This is a genomic window from Actinomyces urogenitalis DSM 15434, assembly GCF_000159035.1.
GTDB lineage: Bacteria > Actinomycetota > Actinomycetes > Actinomycetales > Actinomycetaceae > Actinomyces > Actinomyces urogenitalis.
The window spans coordinates 235,606-257,543 of the sequence record NZ_DS999574.1; the positions used below are offsets into that span (position 1 = coordinate 235,606).

Annotated in this window: 18 protein-coding genes and 1 pseudogene; 3 read left to right on the top strand and 16 right to left on the bottom strand. The window is 68.2% G+C overall.

The genetic code is table 11. The features are described 5' to 3' along the window. The first annotated feature begins 19 nt into the window (after positions 1–19). The gene (locus tag HMPREF0058_RS00990; protein ID WP_006547779.1) at positions 20–1,018 is read left to right on the top strand and encodes a nucleoside hydrolase; all 999 of its coding nucleotides are present in this window, start codon (positions 20–22) and stop codon (positions 1,016–1,018) included. 24 nt (positions 1,019–1,042) lie between these two features. Then, positions 1,043–2,653 (top strand): annotated as a pseudogene (locus tag HMPREF0058_RS01000) (carboxylesterase/lipase family protein). A 434-nt stretch (positions 2,654–3,087) separates the two neighbouring features. On the opposite strand, the gene HMPREF0058_RS01005 reads toward HMPREF0058_RS01000, so the two are convergent. The 16 genes from HMPREF0058_RS01005 to HMPREF0058_RS01080 all read right to left on the bottom strand — a co-directional run bounded on the left by HMPREF0058_RS01005 (position 3,088) and on the right by HMPREF0058_RS01080 (position 21,289). Continuing rightward, entirely contained in the window at positions 3,088–4,023 is a 936-nt protein-coding gene (locus tag HMPREF0058_RS01005; RefSeq protein ID WP_006547782.1) for a transketolase family protein, read from the bottom strand. Continuing rightward, positions 4,020–4,898: a transketolase gene (locus tag HMPREF0058_RS01010; RefSeq protein WP_006547783.1), complete on the bottom strand. Its 879-nt coding sequence runs from the start codon at positions 4,896–4,898 to the stop codon at positions 4,020–4,022. Before HMPREF0058_RS01010 ends, HMPREF0058_RS01005 begins: the two co-directional genes overlap by 4 nt. A gap of 25 nt (positions 4,899–4,923) precedes the next feature. Then, the gene (locus tag HMPREF0058_RS01015; RefSeq protein WP_006547784.1) at positions 4,924–5,907 is read right to left on the bottom strand and encodes a sugar phosphate isomerase/epimerase family protein; all 984 of its coding nucleotides are present in this window, start codon (positions 5,905–5,907) and stop codon (positions 4,924–4,926) included. Positions 5,908–6,040: 133 nt separating this feature from the next. Next, positions 6,041–7,501, bottom strand: a complete 1,461-nt coding sequence (locus HMPREF0058_RS01020) for an FGGY-family carbohydrate kinase (protein WP_040319465.1) — start codon at positions 7,499–7,501, stop codon at positions 6,041–6,043. A 14-nt stretch (positions 7,502–7,515) separates the two neighbouring features. After that, positions 7,516–8,412: a carbohydrate ABC transporter permease gene (locus tag HMPREF0058_RS01025; protein WP_006547786.1), complete on the bottom strand. Its 897-nt coding sequence runs from the start codon at positions 8,410–8,412 to the stop codon at positions 7,516–7,518. Further along, positions 8,405–9,331 (bottom strand): carbohydrate ABC transporter permease, encoded by a 927-nt coding sequence (locus HMPREF0058_RS01030; RefSeq protein ID WP_006547787.1) that lies wholly within the window; start codon positions 9,329–9,331, stop codon positions 8,405–8,407. The genes HMPREF0058_RS01025 and HMPREF0058_RS01030 overlap by 8 nt, the downstream gene beginning before the upstream one ends. A gap of 68 nt (positions 9,332–9,399) precedes the next feature. Further along, positions 9,400–10,671 carry an ABC transporter substrate-binding protein gene (locus HMPREF0058_RS01035; protein WP_006547788.1) on the bottom strand — a complete coding sequence of 424 codons (1,272 nt, stop codon included), beginning with the start codon at positions 10,669–10,671 and terminating at the stop codon, positions 9,400–9,402. A gap of 129 nt (positions 10,672–10,800) precedes the next feature. Continuing rightward, entirely contained in the window at positions 10,801–11,808 is a 1,008-nt protein-coding gene (locus tag HMPREF0058_RS01040) for a nucleoside hydrolase (RefSeq protein ID WP_006547789.1), read from the bottom strand. Between the two features lie 110 nt (positions 11,809–11,918). After that, the gene (locus tag HMPREF0058_RS01045) at positions 11,919–12,905 is read right to left on the bottom strand and encodes a LacI family DNA-binding transcriptional regulator (RefSeq protein WP_169305800.1); all 987 of its coding nucleotides are present in this window, start codon (positions 12,903–12,905) and stop codon (positions 11,919–11,921) included. A gap of 47 nt (positions 12,906–12,952) precedes the next feature. After that, positions 12,953–13,912 carry a sugar-binding transcriptional regulator gene (locus HMPREF0058_RS01050; RefSeq protein ID WP_006547791.1) on the bottom strand — a complete coding sequence of 320 codons (960 nt, stop codon included), beginning with the start codon at positions 13,910–13,912 and terminating at the stop codon, positions 12,953–12,955. A 139-nt stretch (positions 13,913–14,051) separates the two neighbouring features. After that, on the bottom strand, positions 14,052–15,236 hold the full coding sequence (locus tag HMPREF0058_RS01055; protein WP_006547792.1) for an AI-2E family transporter: 1,185 nt from the start codon (positions 15,234–15,236) through the stop codon (positions 14,052–14,054). An 87-nt stretch (positions 15,237–15,323) separates the two neighbouring features. Then, positions 15,324–16,109 (bottom strand): ABC transporter permease, encoded by a 786-nt coding sequence (locus HMPREF0058_RS01060; RefSeq protein WP_006547793.1) that lies wholly within the window; start codon positions 16,107–16,109, stop codon positions 15,324–15,326. 61 nt (positions 16,110–16,170) lie between these two features. Beyond that, on the bottom strand, positions 16,171–16,662 hold the full coding sequence (locus HMPREF0058_RS01065; protein WP_006547794.1) for a response regulator: 492 nt from the start codon (positions 16,660–16,662) through the stop codon (positions 16,171–16,173). Beyond that, positions 16,659–18,689, bottom strand: a complete 2,031-nt coding sequence (locus HMPREF0058_RS01070; protein ID WP_006547795.1) for an ATP-binding protein — start codon at positions 18,687–18,689, stop codon at positions 16,659–16,661. The genes HMPREF0058_RS01065 and HMPREF0058_RS01070 overlap by 4 nt, the downstream gene beginning before the upstream one ends. Positions 18,690–18,696: 7 nt before the next feature. Next, positions 18,697–20,157, bottom strand: a complete 1,461-nt coding sequence (locus HMPREF0058_RS01075; protein ID WP_006547796.1) for an SLC13 family permease — start codon at positions 20,155–20,157, stop codon at positions 18,697–18,699. Positions 20,158–20,443: 286 nt separating this feature from the next. After that, positions 20,444–21,289, bottom strand: coding sequence for an alpha/beta fold hydrolase (locus tag HMPREF0058_RS01080; protein WP_006547798.1), 846 nt, complete (start codon positions 21,287–21,289; stop codon positions 20,444–20,446). 120 nt (positions 21,290–21,409) lie between these two features. Between HMPREF0058_RS01080 and HMPREF0058_RS01085 the strand changes: the two genes are divergently transcribed. Then, positions 21,410–21,925, top strand: coding sequence for an S-ribosylhomocysteine lyase (locus HMPREF0058_RS01085; RefSeq protein WP_006547799.1), 516 nt, complete (start codon positions 21,410–21,412; stop codon positions 21,923–21,925). The last annotated feature ends 13 nt before the right edge of the window (positions 21,926–21,938 follow it).

Sequence of the window (21,938 nt, forward strand, 5' to 3'; positions counted from 1 at the left end):
AGGGAAAGGCTGACACACCATGACAGCAGCACGCTGGACCTACGGCACGACGCCGTGGCTCGGCCAGGACCACCCGCTCGCGGGCGTGCCGGGCCGCACCCGGGTCATCATCGACAACGACTTCGCCGGGGACCCGGACGACCTCTTCCAGCTCGCCCACCACCTGCTGGTGGAGGGGACGCAGGTGTGCGGCGTCGTCGTCTCCCGCCTGCGTGAGGACGACGGCTGGAACCGTACCGGCCACTCGATCCAGGCCGGGCGCGAGAAGGTCGAGCACCTGCTTGAGCTCATGGGCGTGGACGGGGTCAATTTCTACGAGGGCGACGACCGCGGCTTCGCCGATCACGACGGGCCGACGGCGGCCTCGCGCTTCATCGTCGAGGAGGCCATGCGTGAGGACGACCGGCCGCTCTACCTCGTGGCCGGCGGATCCTTGGGCGACGTCGCTCGCGCCTACAAGGCCGAGCCGGCAATCGCCGACCGTCTCACGCTCATCTGGATCGGCGGGTCCGAGCACGCGGGCCTGGCCTACGTGCCGGCCGGCGCGAGCACGCTGGAGTACAACATGGCGCTGGACGTACCTGCCGCTATGTACGTCTTCAATGACACCGACGCCCGCGTGTGGCAGATGCCGCGCAACGTCTACCGCTCCAGCCTGGTGCCGATGTCCGTCATCCGCCGCGGCTGCCAGCGGGCCGGCAGGCTGGGCGCCTTCCTGCTGTCCCAGCTCGAGGAGGTCCAACGCATGATTCTGCCCTTCGCAGGTCATGCCGGGGCCACCTACGTGCTCGGCGACCAGCCGCTGGTGCTTCTATCCAGCCTCCAGACCACCTTCGAGCCGGACGCCGCCTCCTCGGCCTATGACGTCATCCCCCGAGTGGCGCTGGCTGAGGACGGCACGTACCGCTACCCCGAGGGCACTCGGCCCATGCGCCGCTACACGCAGGTGGACAACACCATGCTGTTCGCGGACATGTTCGCCTCCTTCGAGGCCTTCAGCCAGTGGCAGGAAGGCTGAGGCGTCCCGGTATACAACTCCACAATCGTCACGACGAGCTACGGACCCGTCCGCGGCCGGATCGAGGCTGAGGGCGTCGTCTCCTTCAAGGGCATGCGCTACGGCGCGGACACCTCGGCCTACCGCTTCCTTCCGCCCCAGCCTCCGACGCCGTGGAACGACGTCGTCAACGCCTTTGAGTTCGGACCGACCTGTGCGCAGGACCACCCGGACCGCAGCGTGGACCGCGCCGCCAATCCATGGCTGCAGATGATGGGGCTGACGGACAACCTCCCTGAGTCCGAAGACTGCCTGACGATCAACGTCTGAACCCCCGGCACGGCGGCGCAGGCTGCCGCTGCCGGGGACCCGGCACCCTCACGACCGGTTCTCATGTGGGTCCACTCTGGGGGCTACTCGGACAACTCCGGTTCCTCACCCTCCACCAACGGCGCTCGGATCGCTGCCGAGCAGGACCTCGTCGTCGTCTCCTTCAACCACCGCCTCGGCGTGCTGGGCTACACCCAGGTCGTCGACCCGGTCGTCTTCCCGGACTCCCCCTACGCCTCCAGCGGCAACGTCGGCCAGCTCGACATCATCGCCGCCCTGGAGTGGGTCCGGGACAACATCGCCGCCTTCGGAGGAGACCCGCAGCAGGTCACGCTCGCCGGCCAGTCCGGTGGCGCCATGAAGATCTCCGTGCTGCTGGCGATGCCGGCGGCTCAGCCGCTCTTCCGTGCGGCGATCCTGCAGTCCGGCACGACGACGCGCGTGGCCGAGCCCGACGAGGCACTCGCCGTACGCGACTCGCTGCTCACGCGCCTGGGGCTGGATCGCGACGAGCCCGAGCGCCTGGCCACCACTGACCTGGCCGAGCTCATGCGCGCCTACCGGGATACCTCCGCCGGTCCGACCGTTTTCGGGCCGGTTCGCGACGGCGTGACCTTGCCCTTCCAGCCTTTCGACGACCAGGCCGTGGCCCTGTCCGGGGACAAGCCACTCATCATCGGCGACATGGACACCGAGGCTGCCTTGTTCCTCTCCCGTAGCCGCGAGGACCTGCTCGCCGCAGGGGCCGACGGCGTCGCTGCACGCCTGGCGTCCGCCGTGGGACACGAGGTGGCTGGCCGGCTGCTTGCTGGCGTCCGCGCCCGGATGGGCGAGCTGGACGGCTACGAGCTGGCGGTGCAGCTCTCCTCGGACGGGTGGTTCGCAGGCCCCGCCCACGCAGCCTGCCTGCGTCGGACACGTGGAGCCTCGGCGCCGACCTGGCGCTACCGCAACGCGTTGAGGACCCCGGCAGAGGACGGGATCCTCATGTCGCCCCACGAGCTCGACGTCGCCCTGACCTTCGGCAACATCGAGACCGCCACGGGGCTCAATGGGGATACGCCTGCGGCTCACGAGGTCTCGCGCCTCCTGCGCTCGACCTGGGCGGCCTTCGTGCGCACCGGGTGCCCGGACAACAAGATCCTTGGCTCCTCAGTCCCCTCCTGGCCCGCCTACGCCGCCGAGGGACGCCAGGTGCTCGTCATTGACGCCCCCGCCCACGTGGAGGCCAACGTTGATGGTGAGGCGCTCGACGTCGCCGCAGAGCTGGCTCAGGAGCACATCGACTGGTTCACGGCCCTGCTGCGCGACCCGGCTGAGGACTGAGATCGAGGAGGCTCGCGCCCCTCGGTCCACCTGACCCCGCCCCGCCGGCTCCGCCAATCCGTCGCCTTAGGCCCTCAACCCGCCACACCCACCTGGCCGGATCCACCAATCCGCCTGCACCCGTCGCTTGAGGCCTTTAACAGTCGATCCCCATCCCCGCCACAACCAAACCGACTGTTCCCAACCTAAAGCGACGGAGGTAGGGGGAGCGCGGAGGCGATCAACGTCAGAACCGACGGTCCAGGGCCTCAACCGACGAAGGCAGGGGCCGACGATCTGAGCCAACCCGCCGTCCCAGGCCTGACCGGCCATCCCCACGTCCCTCCGCCCCCACGATGCGAGGGCGCCCCGCACACGTGGTGCGAGGCGCCCTCGTCGTCTTGGCCAAGCCACCCAGCCCAGCCAGCCGGCCCAGCCAGACCAAGTCTTCGGCGTCAGGACCTCAGCTCATGGGCAGCAGCGACGATGCCGTCGGCGCTGATGCCCCAGTGGTCCATGAGCCAGGCCTCGGAGCCCGTGGGGGCCCACTGGTCCGGTACACCGATCCGCTTGACCGGCACCGGGCACTTCTCGCTGGTCAGCTCGGCGACGGCGCCGCCCAGACCACCGTTGACCGTGCCCTCCTCGACCGTGATGATCCGGCCGGTCTCACGAGCGGCAGCCAGCACAGCCTCCTCGTCCAGAGGCTTGACCACAGGCATGGACAGCAGCCGGGCGTGCACACCCTTGGCCTCCAGGCGGTCAGCCGCCTCCAGCGCCCGGTGCACGGTCACGCCGTTGGCGATGATCGTCAGGTCCTCACCCTCGCGCAGCACCGTGGCCTTGGGGGTGAAGGCGTAGTCCTCACCGTGGATGGCAGGCACCTTCATCCGCGAGATACGGATGTAGGCGGGGCCGTCCAGCTCGGAGTAGGCCCAGCGGATCGCACCCTCGGTCTCGGCCGGGTCAGCCGGGACGATCACGGTCATGCCGGGGAAGGACCGCATGATGGTGACGTCCTCGGCGCTGTGGTGGGTCGAGCCGAGTGCGCCGTAGGCCAGTCCCGGGGACTGGGCGCACAGCAGCATGTGGCGGTGGGAGTAGCCGGCGTCGATCTTGACCTGCTCGGTCGCACGGGCGGAGAGGAAGGACCCGGCGCAGGAGACCACAGGGATCTTCCCGCCGTTCTCCAGGCCCGCTGCCACACCCACCTGGTTCTGCTCGGCAATGCCGACGTTGATGAGGCGGGTGGGGAACTCGTCGCGGAAGCCGCCGAGGTTAGACGAGCCCACCGAGTCGTTGACGACGACGACGAGACGGTCGTCCTGGCGGGCGATGTCCGCCAGCGTCTGGGCGTAAGCCTTGCGGCAGTCGTACAGGTTCTCGCTCACTTGAGGGCCTCCAGCTCTGCTAGCGCCGCCTCGGCCTGCTCGGGGCTGGGCAGCTTGTGGTGCCACGGCACGTTGTCACTCATGAAGGAGATCGGGTGCCCCTTGTGGGAGTGGGCGATGACGAAGGTCGGCTTGCCAGCCTCGACCGGAGCAGCCTCAAAGGCGTCGAGGAGCTGGTCGAAGTCGTGGGCGTCGACGTCGACCACGTGGGCGCCGAAGGCACGCGCCTTCTCATCCAGCGGAGTCAGGTCGTTGGTGTCCTCCGTCGTCGCCCCCTGCTGGAGGTGGTTGCGGTCCGCCACGACCACGAGGTTGTCCAGCTTGAACTGGGCCGCTGCCATGAGCGCCTCCCAGTTCGAGCCTTCCTGCAGCTCGCCGTCGCCGGTCAGGACGAAGACGCGCCGGGGCGAGCCGTCGATCTTGGCGGCAATGGCGTCGCCGACGCCGATGGGCAGACCGTGACCGAGCGGACCGGTATTAGCCTCAACGCCACGCACCTTCGTGCGCGCGGGGTGGCCGTTGAGCCGGGAGTCGGGCTGGACGAAGGTGTCCAGCTCGGCCGGGTCCAGCAGGCCAGCAGCGGCGAAGACGGTGTACAGGGCGTTGGCCGCGTGTCCCTTGGACAGGACCACACGATCGTGGTCCGGGTCGTCGAGATTGTCCGCAGTGACGTTGGCAGTGTGCAGGTACAGGGTGGTCAGCACGTCGATGATGGAGAACTCCCCACCGATGTGTCCCTGACCCGCCCGCATGACGGTAGCCAGGTCCTTCATCCGGATGCGGCGCGCCGCCTCCTTCAAGTGGGCCACCACTTCCTCGCGGCTGGCGCCAGGACGCGTGCGTCCGATGACGGGTAGATCGACCGTGACGGTCATGTCAGCTCCTCGGGTGCGCAGGCGCTCAGGCCATGCAGGTCAGCAGGGCGTCCTGGACCACACGCTGGGCGGCCAGCGGGTCCTGACGGCGCTGGGCGTCGGCCAGGGCCTCCTCGTCGAGGCGGTCGAGGGCCTTGTGCAGGGCCTTGAGGAAGCGGATGGAGGTGCGGGCGTTGTCGACGACGTCCTCGCGGAAGGGGAACTGGTCGAGCTGCCACACACCCTCCCAGCCGTTCTTCTTCAAGGTGTAGAAGAACTCGAAGACCTCGGTGATGTGGACGGTGCCCACGACCATGTCGTCGTCCCAGCCGCGGTAGTTGTCATTGACGTCCATGCCCCACAGCAGGCCGTGGTCAATGAGCAGCTGGGCGGACTCGGCCGGGGACTCCCCACCGAAGAGGGCGTGGCCGAAGTCGAGCAGGACACCGACGTTGTCCACGCCCATCTCCTGGATGCCCAGGACCGTCTTGGCCGCCGAGGACCAGAACATGTGGGTGCGAGGCTCACGCGGCTTGTACTCGATGACGAACTTGAGGTCGGGGTTGGCCTGGGCCAGATCCCGCATTCCCTCGACCGCCAGGCGGTTGAGCTCCTTGTAGTCGACCTGGAAGGGGTAGTCGAAGCCGTCCTGGCCGGGCCAGATCTTGACGTAGCGGGCGCCGAGCTCGCGCACGGCGTCGGCCGCGCCCTGCATGATGACGCGGGCGGACTCGCGCTTGGCCGGGTCGGGGTTGGTGAAGGCGCCGAGCTGGTGCTCGCGCAGGTAGATGTCCGGGGTGACGCCGATGGCCTTCAGGCCCGTGCGCTCCAGCGCCTCCTTGACGTCCTGGGTGCTCAGGCCGGCGGTCCAGGGGAAGTTGAGGTCGACGTAGGAGATGTCACCGACCTGGGCGGCCAGCTCGATCTGCTCGATGGTGGAGCGCGGCTCGCCGTAGCCGTCGATGGCGTAGCGGTCCACGTAGGTGGCGAAGTTCCACAGGCCTGCGCCGAAGACTGGTTCGTTGCTCATGTTTATTCAACTCCGATCGTTGATTCACTCAGATGGTATGCGCCGGGATGCCGGTCCGCAAGGGCTCAAGGCCTGCGGCTCGGACTGGATCGCGCCCCGGCGAGGCGCGTGGGTCAGAAAAGGCTCGCGGCGCTCACCCGGCCGGGGTCATCCGCGAGCGGGACAGGGCCTTACCCCACTGCGAGCGAGCCGCCGCCCGTGCGGCAGGCTCCATCAACGGCTCGTAGCGACGCCCGCCGTCGGACTCCAGATCCGGCAGCGGCCAGCCCAGGCGGGTGAAGCCCATGAGCGCCGCCCCCAGCGCCGAGACCTCCGCGTTGGAGGAGACGACGACGCTGCGGCCCAGCAGGTCCGCCTGGCACTGCATGAGCAGGCGCGAGGCCGTAGCCCCGCCGTCGGCATGCAGAACCTCCAGGTCCTCACTGCCCAGGGCCTCCAGGACGTCCGCGATCTGGTGGGTCACCGCCTCCAGCGCCGCCCGCGCCACGTGACCGCGCTCGGTCCCCGCGGTGACGCCCGAGACCAGGCCGACGGCCTGACGGTCCCACCACGGCGCACCAAGCCCCGTGAAGGCCGGCACCAGGGTCACGCCCCCGCTGTCCGGGACCGTGGCAGCCAGCTCGTCAAGCTCGCGCCCCGGGGCCACGCCCAGCAGGCGCGCCGTCCAGTCCATCGCCGTGCCCGAGGCGACGATATTGCCCTCGTGACCGTACATCGGCTCTTCGGTGAGCCAGGCCAGGGTGGTCGAGACCCCGGGGCGCACCGAGCGGTCCACGCCCGAGGGCACCATGACCGACGATCCCGTGCCGTAGGTGGCCTTGCCCTCCTGGGGAGAGCGGCAGCCGTGCCCGAAGAGCGCGGCGTGGGAGTCACCGAGCACGCCCACGATCGGTACGCCGTCGGGCAGGAGGTCGAGTCCGCGTGTGCGGCCGAAGTCCGCGTTGGAGGCCAGCACCCGCGGCAGCACGCTGCGGTCGACGCCGAAGAGGTCGCACATCTGCTCTGACCAGTCCAACGTGGCCAGGTCCAGCAGCAGCGTGCGCGAGGCGTTGCCAGCCTCGATGACGTAGGAGTCCTGCCCGGTCAGCCGCGCCACGATCCAGGAGTCCACCGTGCCAATGCGGGCGCGGTCCGCCTGGCCCGCCGCCGAGACGCGATCGAGCAGGTAGCGTATCTTGGGCGCGGAGAACATCGGGTCGAGGCTGAGGCCGGTGGTCTCAGCGACGGCGAACTCCCGCTCCGGCGAGCGCAGCCAGTCACAGAACTCCGCGGTGCGCGAGTCCTGCCAGCCCAGCACCGGCGCCAGGGCCTGGCCCGTCTGCGCGTCCCAGCACACCACCGACTCACGCTGGTTGGAGATCGTGATGCCCGACGGCATCCCCGCGACTCCGGCCAGGCAGTCACGGATCGCCTGGGCCTGGGCCGCCCAGATCGCCTCGGCGTCCTGCTCGACCCATCCGGGCTGGGGATAGCCCACGGGCACCGGCGCCGAGCCGGCGGACAGGATCGTCCCGTCCGGGGCGACCGCGAAGGCCTTGGCATTGGTGGTCCCCTCATCCAGGGCCAGAACGTAGGGCGCGGGCGAGGCAGTCATCATGAGGTCCTTTCTCAGCCCTTCACCGCGCCGGTGAAGGCACCGGAGACAAAGTATCGCTGGAAGAGCAGGTAGACGATGAGCACCGGGATCGCCGTCATGATGATGAAGGCGTTGAGCGGTCCGTACTCCGTACCGTGCTGGGAGGAGAAGTTCTGAACCGCCAGCGGAATCGTGGACATCATGTTGGACTGCAGGATCGTGGACGCCATCGCGTACTCGTTCCATGTCGCCACGAAGTCAAGGACGAAGAGCGCCGCCAGGGTCGGCTTGACGAGAGGAAGGCAGATCTGCCAGAAGATGCGGAAAGTCGAGGCTCCGTCCAGGCGGGCCGACTCCTCGACCGAGTCCGGGATCGCCCGGAACGACCCGTACATCATGAAGATCTGATAGGGCACGCCAAAGGCCAGGTACGGGATGATGAGGCCGATGTAGGTGTCCAGCATGTTTGCCTTGAGCAGGAGCTGGAACATCGGGCCCAGGGCCACCTGGATGGGCACCATCGAGCCGACGGCAAAGAAGGCCACGATGAGCTTGGCCCGCTTCATCCGGATCCGCGCCAGCGCATAGGCAGCCAGCGCCGCGAGGAAGAGGCCGAGCGGAACCTTGATGACCGCCACGAGCAGTGAGTTAGTACCAGTGATCCACAGGTCGCCGGTCTGTGCGGCGCTGGCGTAGTTCTCCCACAGCCACGAGGCCGGCAGGCCCAGCGTCGAGCCGTTGGCGAGGTCACCCTGGCTCTTGAAGGAGGTGAGCACCATGACGAAGAAGGGCACGAGCCAGAACAGCGCCGTGATGAGCAGGGCGATCCACAACCCAACAATCACCCAGTCCCGCTGCGGCCGGTTCTTGACCGGAGCCTTGTGGCTCGCGGTCGGAGCAGCTGAGGCAAGAGCCACCATCTCAGTCATCCCCCTTCATCGACCATGCGAGGTAGGGGACCACCAGGCACAGAGACAGAATGAGCAGCACAGTGGCTACCGCGCCACCAGCGCCAAAGTTGTGGTTGGAGAAGGACTGCTGGTAGGACCACAGCGCCAGCACCTGGCTGGACTGGGCCGGCCCTCCTCCGGTCATGCCGACGACGAGGTCGTAGACCTTGAGAGAGTTGATGATGGTCAGGATGATGACCACCGTCGTCGTCGGGCGCAGCGCTGGCCAGGTCACGTTGCGGAAGACCTGCCAGCGCCCAGCCCCGTCCACCTTGGCCGCGTCCACCAGCTCAGCAGGTACTGCCTGCAGGCCGGCGAGGAAGAGGACGAGGTTGAATCCCACGCCTTGCCAGATCGAGGCGATGAAGATTGAGTACAGCGCCGTCTTGGGGTCCCCCAGCCACTCGTGGGTGAAGGAGCCGAGCCCGATCGCATCGAGGACCTGGTTGATGACACCGAGGGTCGGGTTGTAGATCCAGCGCCAGATGGCCGCCACCGTGATGGAGGCGAAGACGCTGGGGATATAGAAGATCGAGCGGAAGACGTTGCGTCCCCAAATGCGCTGGTTGAGAGCCAGTGCCATGAGCAGGGACAGGACCATGGGGATGGCAATGGACAGCACCACCCAGATCATGGAGTTCTTCAGCGCGGTCCAGAAGACCGTGTCCTGGGTCAGGAGGTAGCGGTAGTTCTTCAGACCCACGAACTCCTGGGGGTCCGCGGCGTAGCCGGACCAGGAGAAGAAGGACAGGCGCACCGAGTCCAGCATCGGGTAGATGAGGAAGATGCCGTAGAGGAGGACCGCAGGAGCCAGGTAGGGAAGGGAGCGCAGGACACGGTGCTCAGACCGCGCGCGTGCCTTGCGCGGCGCCAGTGTGCTGACATCAGCTGTTGCCATAGCAGACCTTTCGCTCATGAAGGGCAGCGCTGGGGGAGGAGGACGACGTCCTCCTCCCCCGCTGACTGTCAGGCGTTGGCGTCGATGAACTTCTGCATGGCCGGACCGGCCTCCTCCGGCGTCATCTCGCCGATAAGGACGGCGTTCTGGATGCGCCAGTACTCCGTGGTCTCATTGAGGGACAGGGCCTGGTCGAAGTTGTTGTACATCTGGGTAGCCGAGGACATGATCGGCTCCCACAGGGCGTCGAGCGGGTTGGCGTCACCGACCGGCACGTCCTTGTTGACGCTGATTGCCGCCCAGGTGCCACCGCTGGCCTTCATCTGCTCCGGTGCCGTGATGAAGTCGAGGAACTTCGCAGCCGCGTCAGCCTTCGTGGTGTTGGCATTGACGTAGAAGCCCTCACCGAAGCCATAGAGGCGGCCGGTGGCGGTGGGGAAGGGGAAGATACCAACCTCGGCCGGGTCCATGTCATGGTCAACAATCTGGGCGTCGAACCAGGTCCCCTCCAGGGCCATAGCGGCCTTGCCACCCCAGAACAGGAGGCTAGAGTCATCGTTGGAGATGGACATGTAGCCCTCATTGAAGTAGGTGTCCGCCCAGCGCTTGAGCTCGGTGAAGGCCTCGGTGACGCCGGCCTCGGTGTCCCAGCCCTTCTTGTCCGTGACCAGCGTCGTCGCGACGTCGGCACCGCAGTACTTCTCAATGAGGGAGTCGAGCAGTCGCATGACGTGCCAGTTCACCGTGCCACCGAACTCGATCGGTGTGATGCCGGCGGCCACCAGCTTGTCGCAGGCCTCGACGAGCTCCTCATAGGTCGTGGGCTCCGAGGTGATGCCGGCCTGGGCGAAGAGGGTCTTGTTGTAGTAGAGCGCCTGGGCCTGAAGGGTCCACGGCACACCGTTGTAACCGCCGTACTGGGTGATGCCCGCCAGGGACGCAGAGGTGAAGCGCTCCTCCCAGCCGTACTGCTTGTAGTAGTCGGTGAGGTCCAGGCTCATCTTTGCGTCAACAAGCTCGCCACCCAGACCCGGCCCCTCCCAGTACCAGTAGATATCCGGCCCCGCGTTGGTACCGGAGACCTGACGCATGGCCTCCTTGAGGTCATCAGTGGAGTGGGTCTGGTAGGAGACCGTGTAGCCCTCGTTGGCGTCCTGGAAGGCCTTGATGAGACGGTCAAAGTCGCTCTTCTGGGAGTCCTGGAGCGCACCAACCCACACAGTCAGAGCCTTGGTGTCACCACTGGAGGCGCCTCCTCCCTGGCGGCCGCAGGCAGACAGGATGCCGGCGGCGAGCGCTGCGGAGCCGAGGCCGAGGGCGTGGCGGCGTGTCATCTTCATAGGAGTCTCCGTTCTAGTTGGGCACGGCTTCCTTGCCGTGGGGGGAAAACATGGGTCAGGACAGGGGAAGGCGCCCGCCCGAGCGGGCCTGCGGCCACCGGCGTGCACTCGCCGGTGGCCGGACGAGGATCACGAACGCTGCCAGGCAGCGAACTCCGACAGCTTGGAGTAGAGGTCCTCGAACATGAGCCGGGTGTCAACCTGGCGGTAGACCCGGATCGGACGCCCATCGGGCCGGTGGATGTAGGAGCCGTCCCCAGCAATGGAGGGGCAGGGACGCACCTCATGGAAGGACGAGGACGTATCCGGCTGGAACTGAGACATCAGTGCGGTGGCGAGGACGAGCGGCTGGTCGCCGATCACGTAGGTCTCAGCCGCCAGCAAGCCGTGCTCAGCCATGCGCGCACGCACGTCCACGATCGAGTCGTAGAGGTAACGCCCGACGGCTCCGGCGCTGCGCACGCGCAGCCGCATCTCCGCGTCCGAGATGAGGCACTGACGGTAGATGTCCCGAGTGAACTGCCAGATCGCCAGATCGGGAGCATCGAAGAGAACCTGCGCTGCGGCAACGTCAATCCGCAGGTTATACTCCGGGGCGTCCTCGATCTGCGGAGGAGCGCTGACGGTGCCCGGATGCTCAGCACCGCCGATCCACACGAGGGTCAGCCGCTGCGCAATACGCGGCTCAATCAGGTAGGCCGAAGCCAAGTCCGTCAGCCCACCCCCTGCGGCGTAGTAGAGCGGGAGGTCAGTGTCCTCGCGCATCGCCTCGGCGATAATCCGCTCGACAGCGGCCGAGGGAGCAGCGGTCGCCCGGTCCGAAAGCGGCACCTCCGAACCACGCACCACAAGCCCCTCGTGCTCAAGGCCCATGACCTCGCAGACCTCATTGGCCAGGCGCTCGGCGTTGGTCGCCGTGTGGTCACTGGGATCCATGGGGTCACCCGGGCGCAGGTGAGAGGCAACGATGAAGGGGATCTCCACGGTAGGGCTGAGCAGGTGGTGCACCAGCTGATAGAAGTCATCGGGATCGCCGGAGAAGTCGTTGTCGATGATGACGCGGGCACGAGCCACCGTCTTCTCGATCCCAGCCCACGGAGCAGATCCGAGCCGCCACGTCTTAACACTGTCCACCATTGGACCTCCGAACGGATAATCATTCCACCCTGAATGAGGACGTGTTAAGCGTAACGCACACATCCGACCGTGCACAAGCACCAGTTGACCAACACCCCCTGTAGCGGGGTTCAGAAACCCTCCGTCGACTCCCGCAGCATGATCTCGCCAGGAACGAGCCACTGCCCCGTCGAGGCAGGTTCACCAGCAGCACGGGTGACAGCAGTGCGGATCGCCGTCTCGCCGATCTTCTCGAAGTCGATATGCGCCGTCGTCAACGGCGGCTCAAAGAAACGCGCCTGGGGGCGGTCGTCGAAGCCAGCGATGACGTAGTCGCGCGGTGCCACCACGCCCCGAGCGCGCATCACACTCATGAAGCCGAGCGCCAGATCGTCATTGCCCGCAAAGACCGCCGTGAAGGAGCTCGGGTCCACAGTCTCAGCCACCCTGGCCGCCGAGACCGCGTCCCATTCCTCGCACTCAACGACCGGCAGCGGCTCGAGCCCCGCCTCCTTCAGAGCGGTCTCGTAGGCACGACGCCGCCCCCTGGCCTGGATGCGGTCACTCGGTCCCGCGACATGAAGAATCCTCGTGTGCCCCAGAGCGATGAGGTGCTCCACCAGGCGCAGAGAGAAGCCGTAAGAGTATGACCCCACCGGATCGCGTTCAGAGTCCGTGAACTCGCTGAGTACCACCACGGGCACCAGGCCTCCCACATGGTCGACCATGCGCATCAGGCCCTCGTACGGCGAGGCGACCACCACGGCGTCCACCCGGTTGGCGATCATGGCGTCAATCTCGGCCACCGCCTCGTCCCACAACGCGGTGCTGCCCTGCGGGTCAGGCTCCATATGGGACATGAGCACACGCTGCCCCAGTTCGCGCGCCACCCGGTAGATCCCGGTCATGATTGAGGAGTTTCCGTAGTTGAGCGGCCCGAACAGGCACACGCCGATGGAGTCCGTGCGATCACGACGCAGCTGGACCGGCAGCCGGTTGGGCACGTAACCCAGCGTCCGCACCGCCTCCTCGATCCGGGCCCTGGCCTGCTCGGAGACGTAGCCGTCATTGAAGTAGCGCGAGACCGTCTGCGCGGACACGCCGGCGCGGCGGCCCACATCCATCATGCTCGCCCGACGGCGCCCCCTCGCCCCGGCCAGTGCCCTCACCCCTCCAGCAGGCTGCGGGCCGTGTGGACGTCCGTGATGAGGACGTTGACCCAGCCGCCCAGGAGCGCGCCCCGGATCGCAGCGTGCTTGCGCTCGCCGCCCGCCGCCGCCACACGGCGCGGGATCGCCCGGATCTGGTCAGCGTCGGCCCCCACGAGCCGACGGTCGTAGTCGGAGTGCACCACATGGCCCTCAGCGTCGAAGAAGCGCAGGCACACGTCCCCCACCGCACCGGCCGCGCCCAGCTCGTCAGTGTCCTGCGCCGTCGTCATATTGCCCGACTCGCGCAGCAGTGGCGAGGGCTCCAGGCTGCCGATCCCCACCAGCGCGATCGTCACCTGCGGAAGCAGCTCCATGACCCGCTGGACGGCCGGATCGTCAGCCAGCTGCTCCGCGGCCGAGGACGACCCAAGGATCGCAGGGGAGGGAAAGAAGACCGCCTCGGCACCGGTGTCACGCGCCAGGAGGTCGATCAGCCGGGTGGCCTTGACCTGGACCTTGGGGTGGCCCACGCCGCCGAAGAGCTGAACCACCTGGGAGGCCACTGGCACGCGGAAGGCTGCGAGCTGCTCCACCGCCGCCAGCCAGGTCGCACTCCAGGAGGACAGGCCGATCACGTCCCCACCCGTCAAGGTGGTCTCCAGGTAGGTCGCCGCCGCCGAGGCCAGGGAAGCACCAACCTCCGCCTCCCCCTCACCGGAGTCGACGACGATGCACTCGGCCAGTCCGTAGCGCTCCTCCACGGCCTCTTCCAGCACCGTGTAGGTCCCCTCCGGCGCCGTGACAACGGTGCGTACAACACCCTCGGCAACAGCGCGCTTGAGCAGGCGGGACACGCGAGGCTGCGAGACATGGAGCTCGGAGGCGATATCGGTCTGCCTCATCCCCAGCTCGTGGTACATCCTGGCGATACGCACCATGAGGCGCAGCTGGGCAGCATCAGTGCGAGCAGACATCAGGATCGGTCCTTCCACAGCTGGTCCCCCGCCACGGGGAGCGTCCTCATGCTAGGCGGAACGGCAGCCAGCGATGACGGACAGGGCTCTGCGCCACGTTATAGCCGACTTCCCCCTGAGCGCCAAGCGTGGCCACGCGCTACCGCTCACCCTCCGCCTGCTCAACAACCTCGAGGCCGTGCTTCGGGTCTTCCTCGCCCACGCCGTCGCCGTCCAGGTCCAGCTTGTCCAGGGTCTGGACGTCCATGGTCTCCGGCGCCGGTACTGGGTTGTCCCCCGCAGACAAGAAGATGCTCACCCAGCGCGCCCGCGGATCAGAGTCAATGAGCATCGCCTTGACGAAGAGCGTCAGCGGCACCGCCAGGATCGTGCCCAGTGCGCCAATGACCTGGGACCAGAACATCAGGGACAGGAAGGTGGTCGTGGTGTTCAGGCCGACGGCGTCGCCCGTGAACTTAGGCTGGATGAGGGTCTGGATCACGAAGTTCAGCACCACGTAGGCCACGATCACCCACAGCGCCGTCCACGGTCCGGAGTCCACCAGGGCCAGCAGCGCCGGCGGGATGAGGCCCACGAAGAAGCCGATATTGGGGATGTAGTTCGTGATGAAGGACAGCACGCCCCAGGTCACCGCCATCGGCACACCCAGCACGCCCAGCGCAATGACGTCGAGCACCGCCACGATGAGACCGAAGACAGTCGAGACCAGCCAGTAGGAGCGCACCGAGCGGGCAAAGTCCGCCAGCGCCGTCGAGATCTCGGGCTTCAGGCGCAGGAGGGCCTCAGCACGCACCTCGATACGCGACATGTCGAACATGAGGAAGACGATGGTCAGCGCCATGATCATCAAGAGGCTTCCGAAGGAGGTCAGCTGTCCCAGCAGCCCCTGTGCCAGGGAGACCACCCGGGAGGTATCGATCATGGAGGAGACCTGGTCGAACAGCGTGGACTGGTCCACACCCAGCTTGGTGAGCAGGCCCTCTGCGTCCTCCCAGATCGCCTCGAACTTCGAGGAGTAGCCGGGCAGAGTCTCGACCAGCTGGGCCACTGCCACGCCCAGGGCTGCGAACAGCGCCAGGACGAAGGTGTAGACGATCACGATCGCAGCCACCGCTGATACCGGACGCGGCACGTGGTGACGCGAGGCCCAGGCCACCAGCGGCCTGACCGTGATGACGAGCGTGAGAGCGAAGAAGGCGGGGCCCAGCAGGTCTTGAAGGAAGTAGACGCCGGCTCCGCCGATCACCAGGAGGGCGACCGTCAGCGCGATCGTCTCGCCCTGGGTGCGGCTGGTACGTGGAGGAACGGCAGGGGAAGCGCTCATGTACCCGATCCTCCCATGCCGCGCCCGCGGTGACCGGCAGGAACCACCGTCACACCGGCGCGCCGCCCTCCCCACGCCGCGTTCCCGTCACCGCGGCGTCGTCGAGGCGCCTGCCGACGCCGTCGCTCGCGTCTGCGTCCACGGCTCCAGCGGGATGACCGGGCTGGCTGAGGCAGCGCGCGCCACGGTCAGCGCCGTGATGGACTGGGTCAGCATGATGCCGATCAGCACCACCAGCTGGAACTGCGCCGCCTGGACGGGACTGGCTCCCCCGAACAGCGCCCCGACGAAGGCACCGGGCAAGGTCACCATCCCCGTCGAGGCCGTCTGGTCGATCGTCGGCACCAACGTCTCGCGCACCGCCGTCCGCGCCACCTCGGCATAGGCCTGCGAGGGACGGGCTCCCAGCGCCATCCACCCCTGGATCTCATCCGCCCGCTCACGCACTGACCGCAGGAACATCCGCCCAGCCAAGATGGCCGCGCTCATCGAGTTGCCGATGATGACGCCCGCCACACTGACGAGGTAGCGCGTCTCCCACGCCACCAGATGCAGTCCCAGCACGAGCAGCACGGTCACGCTCGCCCCAGCAGCGATCCCCACGACCGCCGCCCTGCGACCACCAGGCAGCTCCCGCAGCCGTCGCCCGGAGGTCAGCGACGCCGTCGTCAGCATGAGTGCGATGAAGGCCAGAACGGTCCAGGGCACAGTGAGCACCCCGTGCAGCACAGTGGCGACGACGGCGAGCTGGACGACCGCCCGTAAGGCCGCCACGGCCGGGGCCCACCCCGTGGCCAGGCCCGCCCAGCGGTGGATCACCATCGTCAACGCCGTCAGGACTGCGAGACCTGCGCCAAACCACACCAGCTCCACGGCGCTTATCGTCCCACTCCCTGGGCCGGCTAGACGCAGCGGCCAGCCCAGGTCACGGGCCTCACACCGGCGCGCCGCCCTCCCAGCGCAGCGCGCCCATCGCCCGCGCACCGTCCAGGGCCGGCAGGTGTGGCAGGGGATCGAGCCCCTCCTCCAGCACGAAGTCCGTCAGCTGCTCACGTACCACCGCCTGCAGGTCCTCGGCCTGCCAGGGCTTGGCGACGTAGTGGTCGAGGCCGGCCTCGTTGACCGCACGGATCGTGTCCGCCTGGTCCGCCTGACCGGTAACCAGGACCTTACGAGCCGCCGCGGTGCGCTCGTCCGAGCTCATCTCTACCAGCATGTCCACGCCCGAGCGGCCCGGCAGACGGTGGTCGGCCAGGACCAGGGCGAGGGCATCGCCGTCGGCCTCGGCCTCAGCCACCACCTCCCAGGCGTCCTCCACGTCCTCGGCAGGCTCGATCCGGGCAACCTGGGCGAAGGGGGCGAGGTCGCCAACGACGGCGTCGCGAACCTCGGGCTCGTCCTCAACGACGAGGATGACCAGCTTCATGACATCTCCTGACTGTGTGATGAGTGAGGACCTGACGGGCTCGCCGCCGCGGGCAGGACGACGCTGACGCAGGTGGAGCCTGGTTGCGAGCGCACCGTGATGGTGCCGCCGTGGGCGTCGACCACGCTCTTGGCCAACCCCATCCCCAGCCCCATCCCGAAGCGGACCTGGCCGTGGCGGGTGGTGAACCGGGGCTCAAAGATCCGGGGCAGGACGTCGGGGGCGATGCCGGGGCCGTTGTCCTCCACATCCACTCGCACCTGCCCGCTACCGGCGTCCTCCACGCGGATGAGGAGGTGGGGATCAAAGCGCTGCCCGCTCTCACGTGCCTGCAGGCCGGCGCTGGCCAGGGCGTCGGCGGCATTGGACAGGATATTCGTCCACACCTGGGCCAGCTCACCGGCCCGACCGACCACGGCAGGCACGTTCTCGTAGTCCCGCTCGATAGCCACCCCTCCCAGGCGGTGGGCGGTCAGCCGCAGGGAGTCCTCCAGGACCTCGCACACGTCGACGTCCTGGTCCATCTCCCCCTCGGGACGCATATAGGTCGACAACGAGGAGACCAGACCGCGGATCCGGTCCGTGGCCAGGGCCATGTTGCGCCCCTGCCGGCCGATCGAGGCCGCGGTCAACGCCGCCTCCAGCCGCTCCGGCTGCGCGGCCAGCGCACGGACCTGCTCGGGGTCCGTGTCCGCATCCATGCCCAGCACCACCAGCTGACGGGCCAGGTCATGGTCACCGACCACGGCCTCCAGGCTCCTGCGAGCAGCACGCTCGGCCCGGGTGGAGGACGCCGGCCGCGTGCGCGCGGCCTGGACGGTCTCGGCGACGAACTTCCCGTCCGGATGGGTGGACATGAGCGCCGCCAGGTCCTCCTGCAGGTGGTCACTGGCGCGCTCCAGCGCCGCCACCGGGTTGTTGAGCTCGTGGGCCACGCCTGCCGCCAGCTCTCCCAGGGTGGCAAAGCGTTCCTGTGCCAGCAGCTCCAGGCGCGCCTGCTCCAGAGCAGCCAGCGCCTGCGCGGTCTGCGCACGCTCGGCCTCAACAGCCGCGGCCAGCTCGATCTTCTCCACCTGCAGGATTTCCGAGCGTGACAGGCGCTTGGTCAGGGAGGAGATGATGAGAGCGGCCAGGTTCTGCTCGGTGGCAGGGTTCTCACGCAGCGCCCGGTCCAGCTGCTCGATGGACAGCAAGATGAGCTCGACGTCGGTGGTCGTCGTCGCCGTGACAAAGGCGCGCCCGTGGGAGGCCAGCGAGACCAGGCCGACGATGCGGCCGGTCGTGGCGTGGTGCAGCGTCACCTCACCAACCCGGGTGTGCCGGGTCAGGGCCACCGCCCCGGAGACGACGATGTAGACGCCGTCGACCGGCTGGCCCTGGTGCGTCAGGCGCACGCCTGGTTCGAGGTGGAGGCGCGGGCGCGGCCCGAGCACCTTCTCGCAGGCCGCGATAAAGGCCATGGTGAGACGGTCAGTGGACTGCCCCAGCGCCTCCAGCATGGGCGAGCGTAATGAGGCCGGTTCATCATCATCCGGGCCCAGCTGAGCCCGGCGCGGGTCATCCGGGCGGTGGTCACGCATCCAACGGCGGATCTGGGCGGCAGCGCGCCCGCCGATCGCCCCTGGCGTCCACGGCACGGCGACGACCTCTTGGACAAGGTCCTCGTCAATCGCGCGCCCCACGTCCGTCAGCTCCAGGCGTTCTGTCAGCAGGACGAGCCTGGCCGAGGCCACGGCTGGGTAGTGGTCGACGGCGGCCGCGACGTCGTCCAGGCTGCCCACCTCGTCCGTGGCGATGATGAGGGCCACCGTGTCCAGGGGCTCGGCGTGCTGCGGGTTGGCACGCGCGAAGAGCTCAGCCAGCGAGCGCACGCGCACCACCTGCGCCACCCCGCGCACGGCCGCCTCGACCTCGTGGGCGGCCTGGCTTCCCAGCGAGGCAGGGGAGACGACGGCGACGACGAGCTGCTCGTCCTCGCTGACGCCGTCGGGCTGCGCCGTGGGCACCTCAGGTGGCTGAAGGGTCATGCGGGCCTCACAGCAGCCCCAGGGCGGACCAGACGGTCGGCATGACCAGGACGAGCAGGGCCGTTCCCACGACGCCGACGATGATGCCCACCTTGGCCATATCCGCCGTCATCACCTCTCCGGTGGCGTAGGCGATGGCGTTGGGCGGGGTGGAGATCGGCAGGCTCATGCCCAGCGAGCAGGCCAGCGCCAGGATGACGGCGATCGTGACCGGGTCCAGCCCGTCAATGCCGGTGGCCAGCCCCATGGCCAGGGGGATGAGGAGGTTGGAGGCAGCCGAGTGGCTGATGACGTTGGACATCGCCAGCCCGAGCACGCCCATGACGATGATGACGACCACCGCCGGCATGGAGTTCCAGTCGAACAGTCCCAGGATCCAGGCGTCCAGACCGGTCTTGCCCACGCCGTCGCCCAGCGCGATACCGCCGGCCACCAGCCACAGCACCGGCCAGGACAGCTTGCCCAGGTCCTCCCCGCCCATCACCTTGGTCACCAACAGGGCCACCACGGCCAGGAATCCCACCACGTTGGCGCTCATGCCGTGCAGGGCCTCGGTCATCCACAGCAGGATCGTGCAGGCGGCGATGACGTAGAAGGTCACGGCCTTGCGGTCGGTGTGCCAGTTGGCCTTCATCTCCAGCTCAATGCCGAGCCCGGCAGGGATGAACATGACGGCGATGAGGAGCCAGGCCCCGAAGAGGATGACGAGCATGAGCGGGATCGCCATGACCATCCAGGAGCCGAAGGAGATGTGGTAGCCCTGCTCAGCCAGCGCCCCCAGCGCGATGGCGTTGGGCGGGGTGCCCACCGGCGTGCCGATGCCTCCTACGTTGGCGGCCACCGGGATGGACAGGGCCAGGCCGGCGCGTGGCCTGCCGGCGGGCAGCGCGCCGAGCACGGGGATGACGACGGCGAACATGGTCGCCGTGGTGGCCGTGTTGGACATGAACATGCTCAGCAAGGCCGTGATGATCATCAGGCCCAGGACCGTCCTGCGGGCCGAGCCGGTGAAGGGCCGGATGAGGACGGCGGCGAGGTTCTTGTCCAGGTGGTACTTCTCTGCGCCGTCGGCAATGAGGAAACCGCCCAGAAACAGGATGATGACGGGGTTGGCCAGCGCCCCAAGGAAGGAGGAGTACTTCGCTGCGTCCTCAGGCACCGCCAGGAGGGCCTGGTCCGAGACGAGGAGCACCTCCAGGGCGATGACCAGGACGGCCGTGGCCACCAGCGGGATCGCCTCGGTGACCCACAGGACGATCGCCAGCAGGAAGATGGAGAGCATCCGCTCGCCCAGCGGGTCCAGGTCGGGCACGTCGATGAGGAAGGGGGCGATGAAGACGATCGCACCCAGGACGAGGCCGATGAGCTGCTTGGTGGACAGCCCCGCTCCCTTGCCCTTGACCGCCCGTGCAGGAGCCAGAGAGCGTGTGGGACTGGTACGGGTCGAGCGAGCGGAAGACCTCGGCATAGCTCCTCCTGGGGGGCGCCGCTCAGGGGGCGCGGGAACGGGGACGTTCCAGCTTCCTTGCCGGAACCGCCGCGATTGTATGCAGTAGGTCACGTTCTCGCCTGGGACTTGCGGCTCGCTCCGACCCCCCGGCACGGCCTTGTCCACTCCCTCGCCCTCTCCAGCCCCTCGCCCCCTCCCTCAAGACCGGGGTTTTCTGTGCTGGACCGTGGTCTAGGGCCGGGGTAGCCCCCGGTTCCGTATGTGAAACCACGGTTCAGACGGGCAGGCCCCAGACGGGCGGGCCTCAGGCGGGCAGGACCTGGGCGAGCCAGGGGTCGACGGCGGCATAGAAGCCCTCCGGCCGGCTCCGGCGCACGTCATGCCCGGCGCCCGGCACGAGCGCCGTCGTCACGTTGGCATGCCCGAGCGCCTCCACCGCCGCCAGGCCCTGCGCGCCCACGCGTGCTGCTCCAGGGCGGTCCCCGGTGACGAGGAGGGTGGGCACCCTCAGCTCCGCCATGGCCTCCAGCCAGGGCACCTCGGGAGCCACGACCCCGGTACCCAGCAGCGCGGGGTCCATATGCTGGCTGGCCCACACTCCCGCCGCGGCCTCGGCGTGCGGCACCGAGTCCGAGGCGAGGGACCGGCTCAGGGCCGCCGGCAGGTCGGCCAGCTCGCTCTCCAGCGCACGACGCCGCGCCGCCCCTCGTGCCAGCAGCTCGGCTGGACTGCGCTGGCCATAGCGGGCAGGGTCGCACAGCACCGCACCCGCGACCAGCTCGGGGTGACGGGCGGCCACGACCATCGCCGTCGCCCCTCCCATCGAGTGCCCGATGAGGACGGGCGGGACAGCCGGCGCCGGCAGGGCTGCTGCTAGCCGGGCCGAGCGCTCAGCCTCGATCTCAGACAGGGCGGCAACGACGTCGTCAACCAGGACCTCGCCCGCGCGCGCCAGCTGCTCCGGGCTCCAGCGCGGGGACAGCCCGTGCCCGCGGGCATCCAGCGCGATGACGCGGTAGCCGGCGCGCGCCCAGTGGCTGATCGCCTCGCTCTGGGAGACGGCCGAGCCAGTGATGCCGTGCAGGAGGACGAGGGCAGGGGCCGAGGCTGGGCCGACGACGATCCTCGCCACAGGCTGTTGCGTCTCCATGTGCTCTCCTCCAGTCCGCGAGTGTGCACCTGTGCACCCCAATGAGTAGTCCCCAGGTGCACACACGGCAGCATAGGTGCACACTCGCGAGGCGGAAGGGACGGACCCTAGGCTGACGCCATGACGCAGCAGAGCCCTGTTCCCACCCCGCACAACGAGTCCTACACGGATACCGACGGCCCGCGCATGAACGTGGAGTCCTTCAACCTGGACCACACCAAGGTCGCCGCCCCCTTCATCCGCGTGGCCGACCGCAAGCACCTGCCGGGTGGGGACGAGCTGGTCAAGTACGACGTGCGCTTCACCCAGCCCAACGTCGACCACCTGGACATGAAGGCCGTCCACTCCATCGAGCACCTGACGGCCGAGCTCATGCGCAACCACACCGACCGCCTCATCGACTGGGGCCCCATGGGCTGCCAGACCGGCTTCTACGCCCTGACGCTGGGCATCGAGCCCGAGGAGTTCGTCCCCCTGCTGGAGGCCACCTTCCGGGACATCCTTGAGGCCACCGAGGTCCCGGCGGCCAACAAGGTGCAGTGTGGCTGGGGCGCCAACCACTGCCTGACCGCCGCCCAGGACGCCGTCCGCGCCTTCCTGGACGCCCGTGAGGAGTGGGACCAGGTCCTGGCCTGACTCTGCAGAGCAC

Bases quoted from the DNA above. Each gene is read 5' to 3' on its own strand.
- HMPREF0058_RS00990 (WP_006547779.1), top strand. From the start codon at position 20: ATGACAGCAGCACGCTGGACCTACGGCACGACGCCGTGGCTCGGCCAG.
- HMPREF0058_RS01010 (WP_006547783.1), bottom strand. From the start codon at position 4,898: ATGACCGTCACGGTCGATCTACCCGTCATCGGACGCACGCGTCCTGGC.
- HMPREF0058_RS01015 (WP_006547784.1), bottom strand. From the start codon at position 5,907: ATGAGCAACGAACCAGTCTTCGGCGCAGGCCTGTGGAACTTCGCCACC.
- HMPREF0058_RS01020 (WP_040319465.1), bottom strand. From the start codon at position 7,501: ATGACTGCCTCGCCCGCGCCCTACGTTCTGGCCCTGGATGAGGGGACC.
- HMPREF0058_RS01025 (WP_006547786.1), bottom strand. From the start codon at position 8,412: ATGACTGAGATGGTGGCTCTTGCCTCAGCTGCTCCGACCGCGAGCCAC.
- HMPREF0058_RS01030 (WP_006547787.1), bottom strand. From the start codon at position 9,331: ATGGCAACAGCTGATGTCAGCACACTGGCGCCGCGCAAGGCACGCGCG.
- HMPREF0058_RS01035 (WP_006547788.1), bottom strand. From the start codon at position 10,671: ATGAAGATGACACGCCGCCACGCCCTCGGCCTCGGCTCCGCAGCGCTC.
- HMPREF0058_RS01040 (WP_006547789.1), bottom strand. From the start codon at position 11,808: ATGGTGGACAGTGTTAAGACGTGGCGGCTCGGATCTGCTCCGTGGGCT.
- HMPREF0058_RS01050 (WP_006547791.1), bottom strand. From the start codon at position 13,912: ATGTCTGCTCGCACTGATGCTGCCCAGCTGCGCCTCATGGTGCGTATC.
- HMPREF0058_RS01055 (WP_006547792.1), bottom strand. From the start codon at position 15,236: ATGAGCGCTTCCCCTGCCGTTCCTCCACGTACCAGCCGCACCCAGGGC.
- HMPREF0058_RS01065 (WP_006547794.1), bottom strand. From the start codon at position 16,662: ATGAAGCTGGTCATCCTCGTCGTTGAGGACGAGCCCGAGGTTCGCGAC.
- HMPREF0058_RS01070 (WP_006547795.1), bottom strand. From the start codon at position 18,689: ATGACCCTTCAGCCACCTGAGGTGCCCACGGCGCAGCCCGACGGCGTC.
- HMPREF0058_RS01075 (WP_006547796.1), bottom strand. From the start codon at position 20,157: ATGCCGAGGTCTTCCGCTCGCTCGACCCGTACCAGTCCCACACGCTCT.
- HMPREF0058_RS01080 (WP_006547798.1), bottom strand. From the start codon at position 21,289: ATGGAGACGCAACAGCCTGTGGCGAGGATCGTCGTCGGCCCAGCCTCG.
- HMPREF0058_RS01085 (WP_006547799.1), top strand. From the start codon at position 21,410: ATGACGCAGCAGAGCCCTGTTCCCACCCCGCACAACGAGTCCTACACG.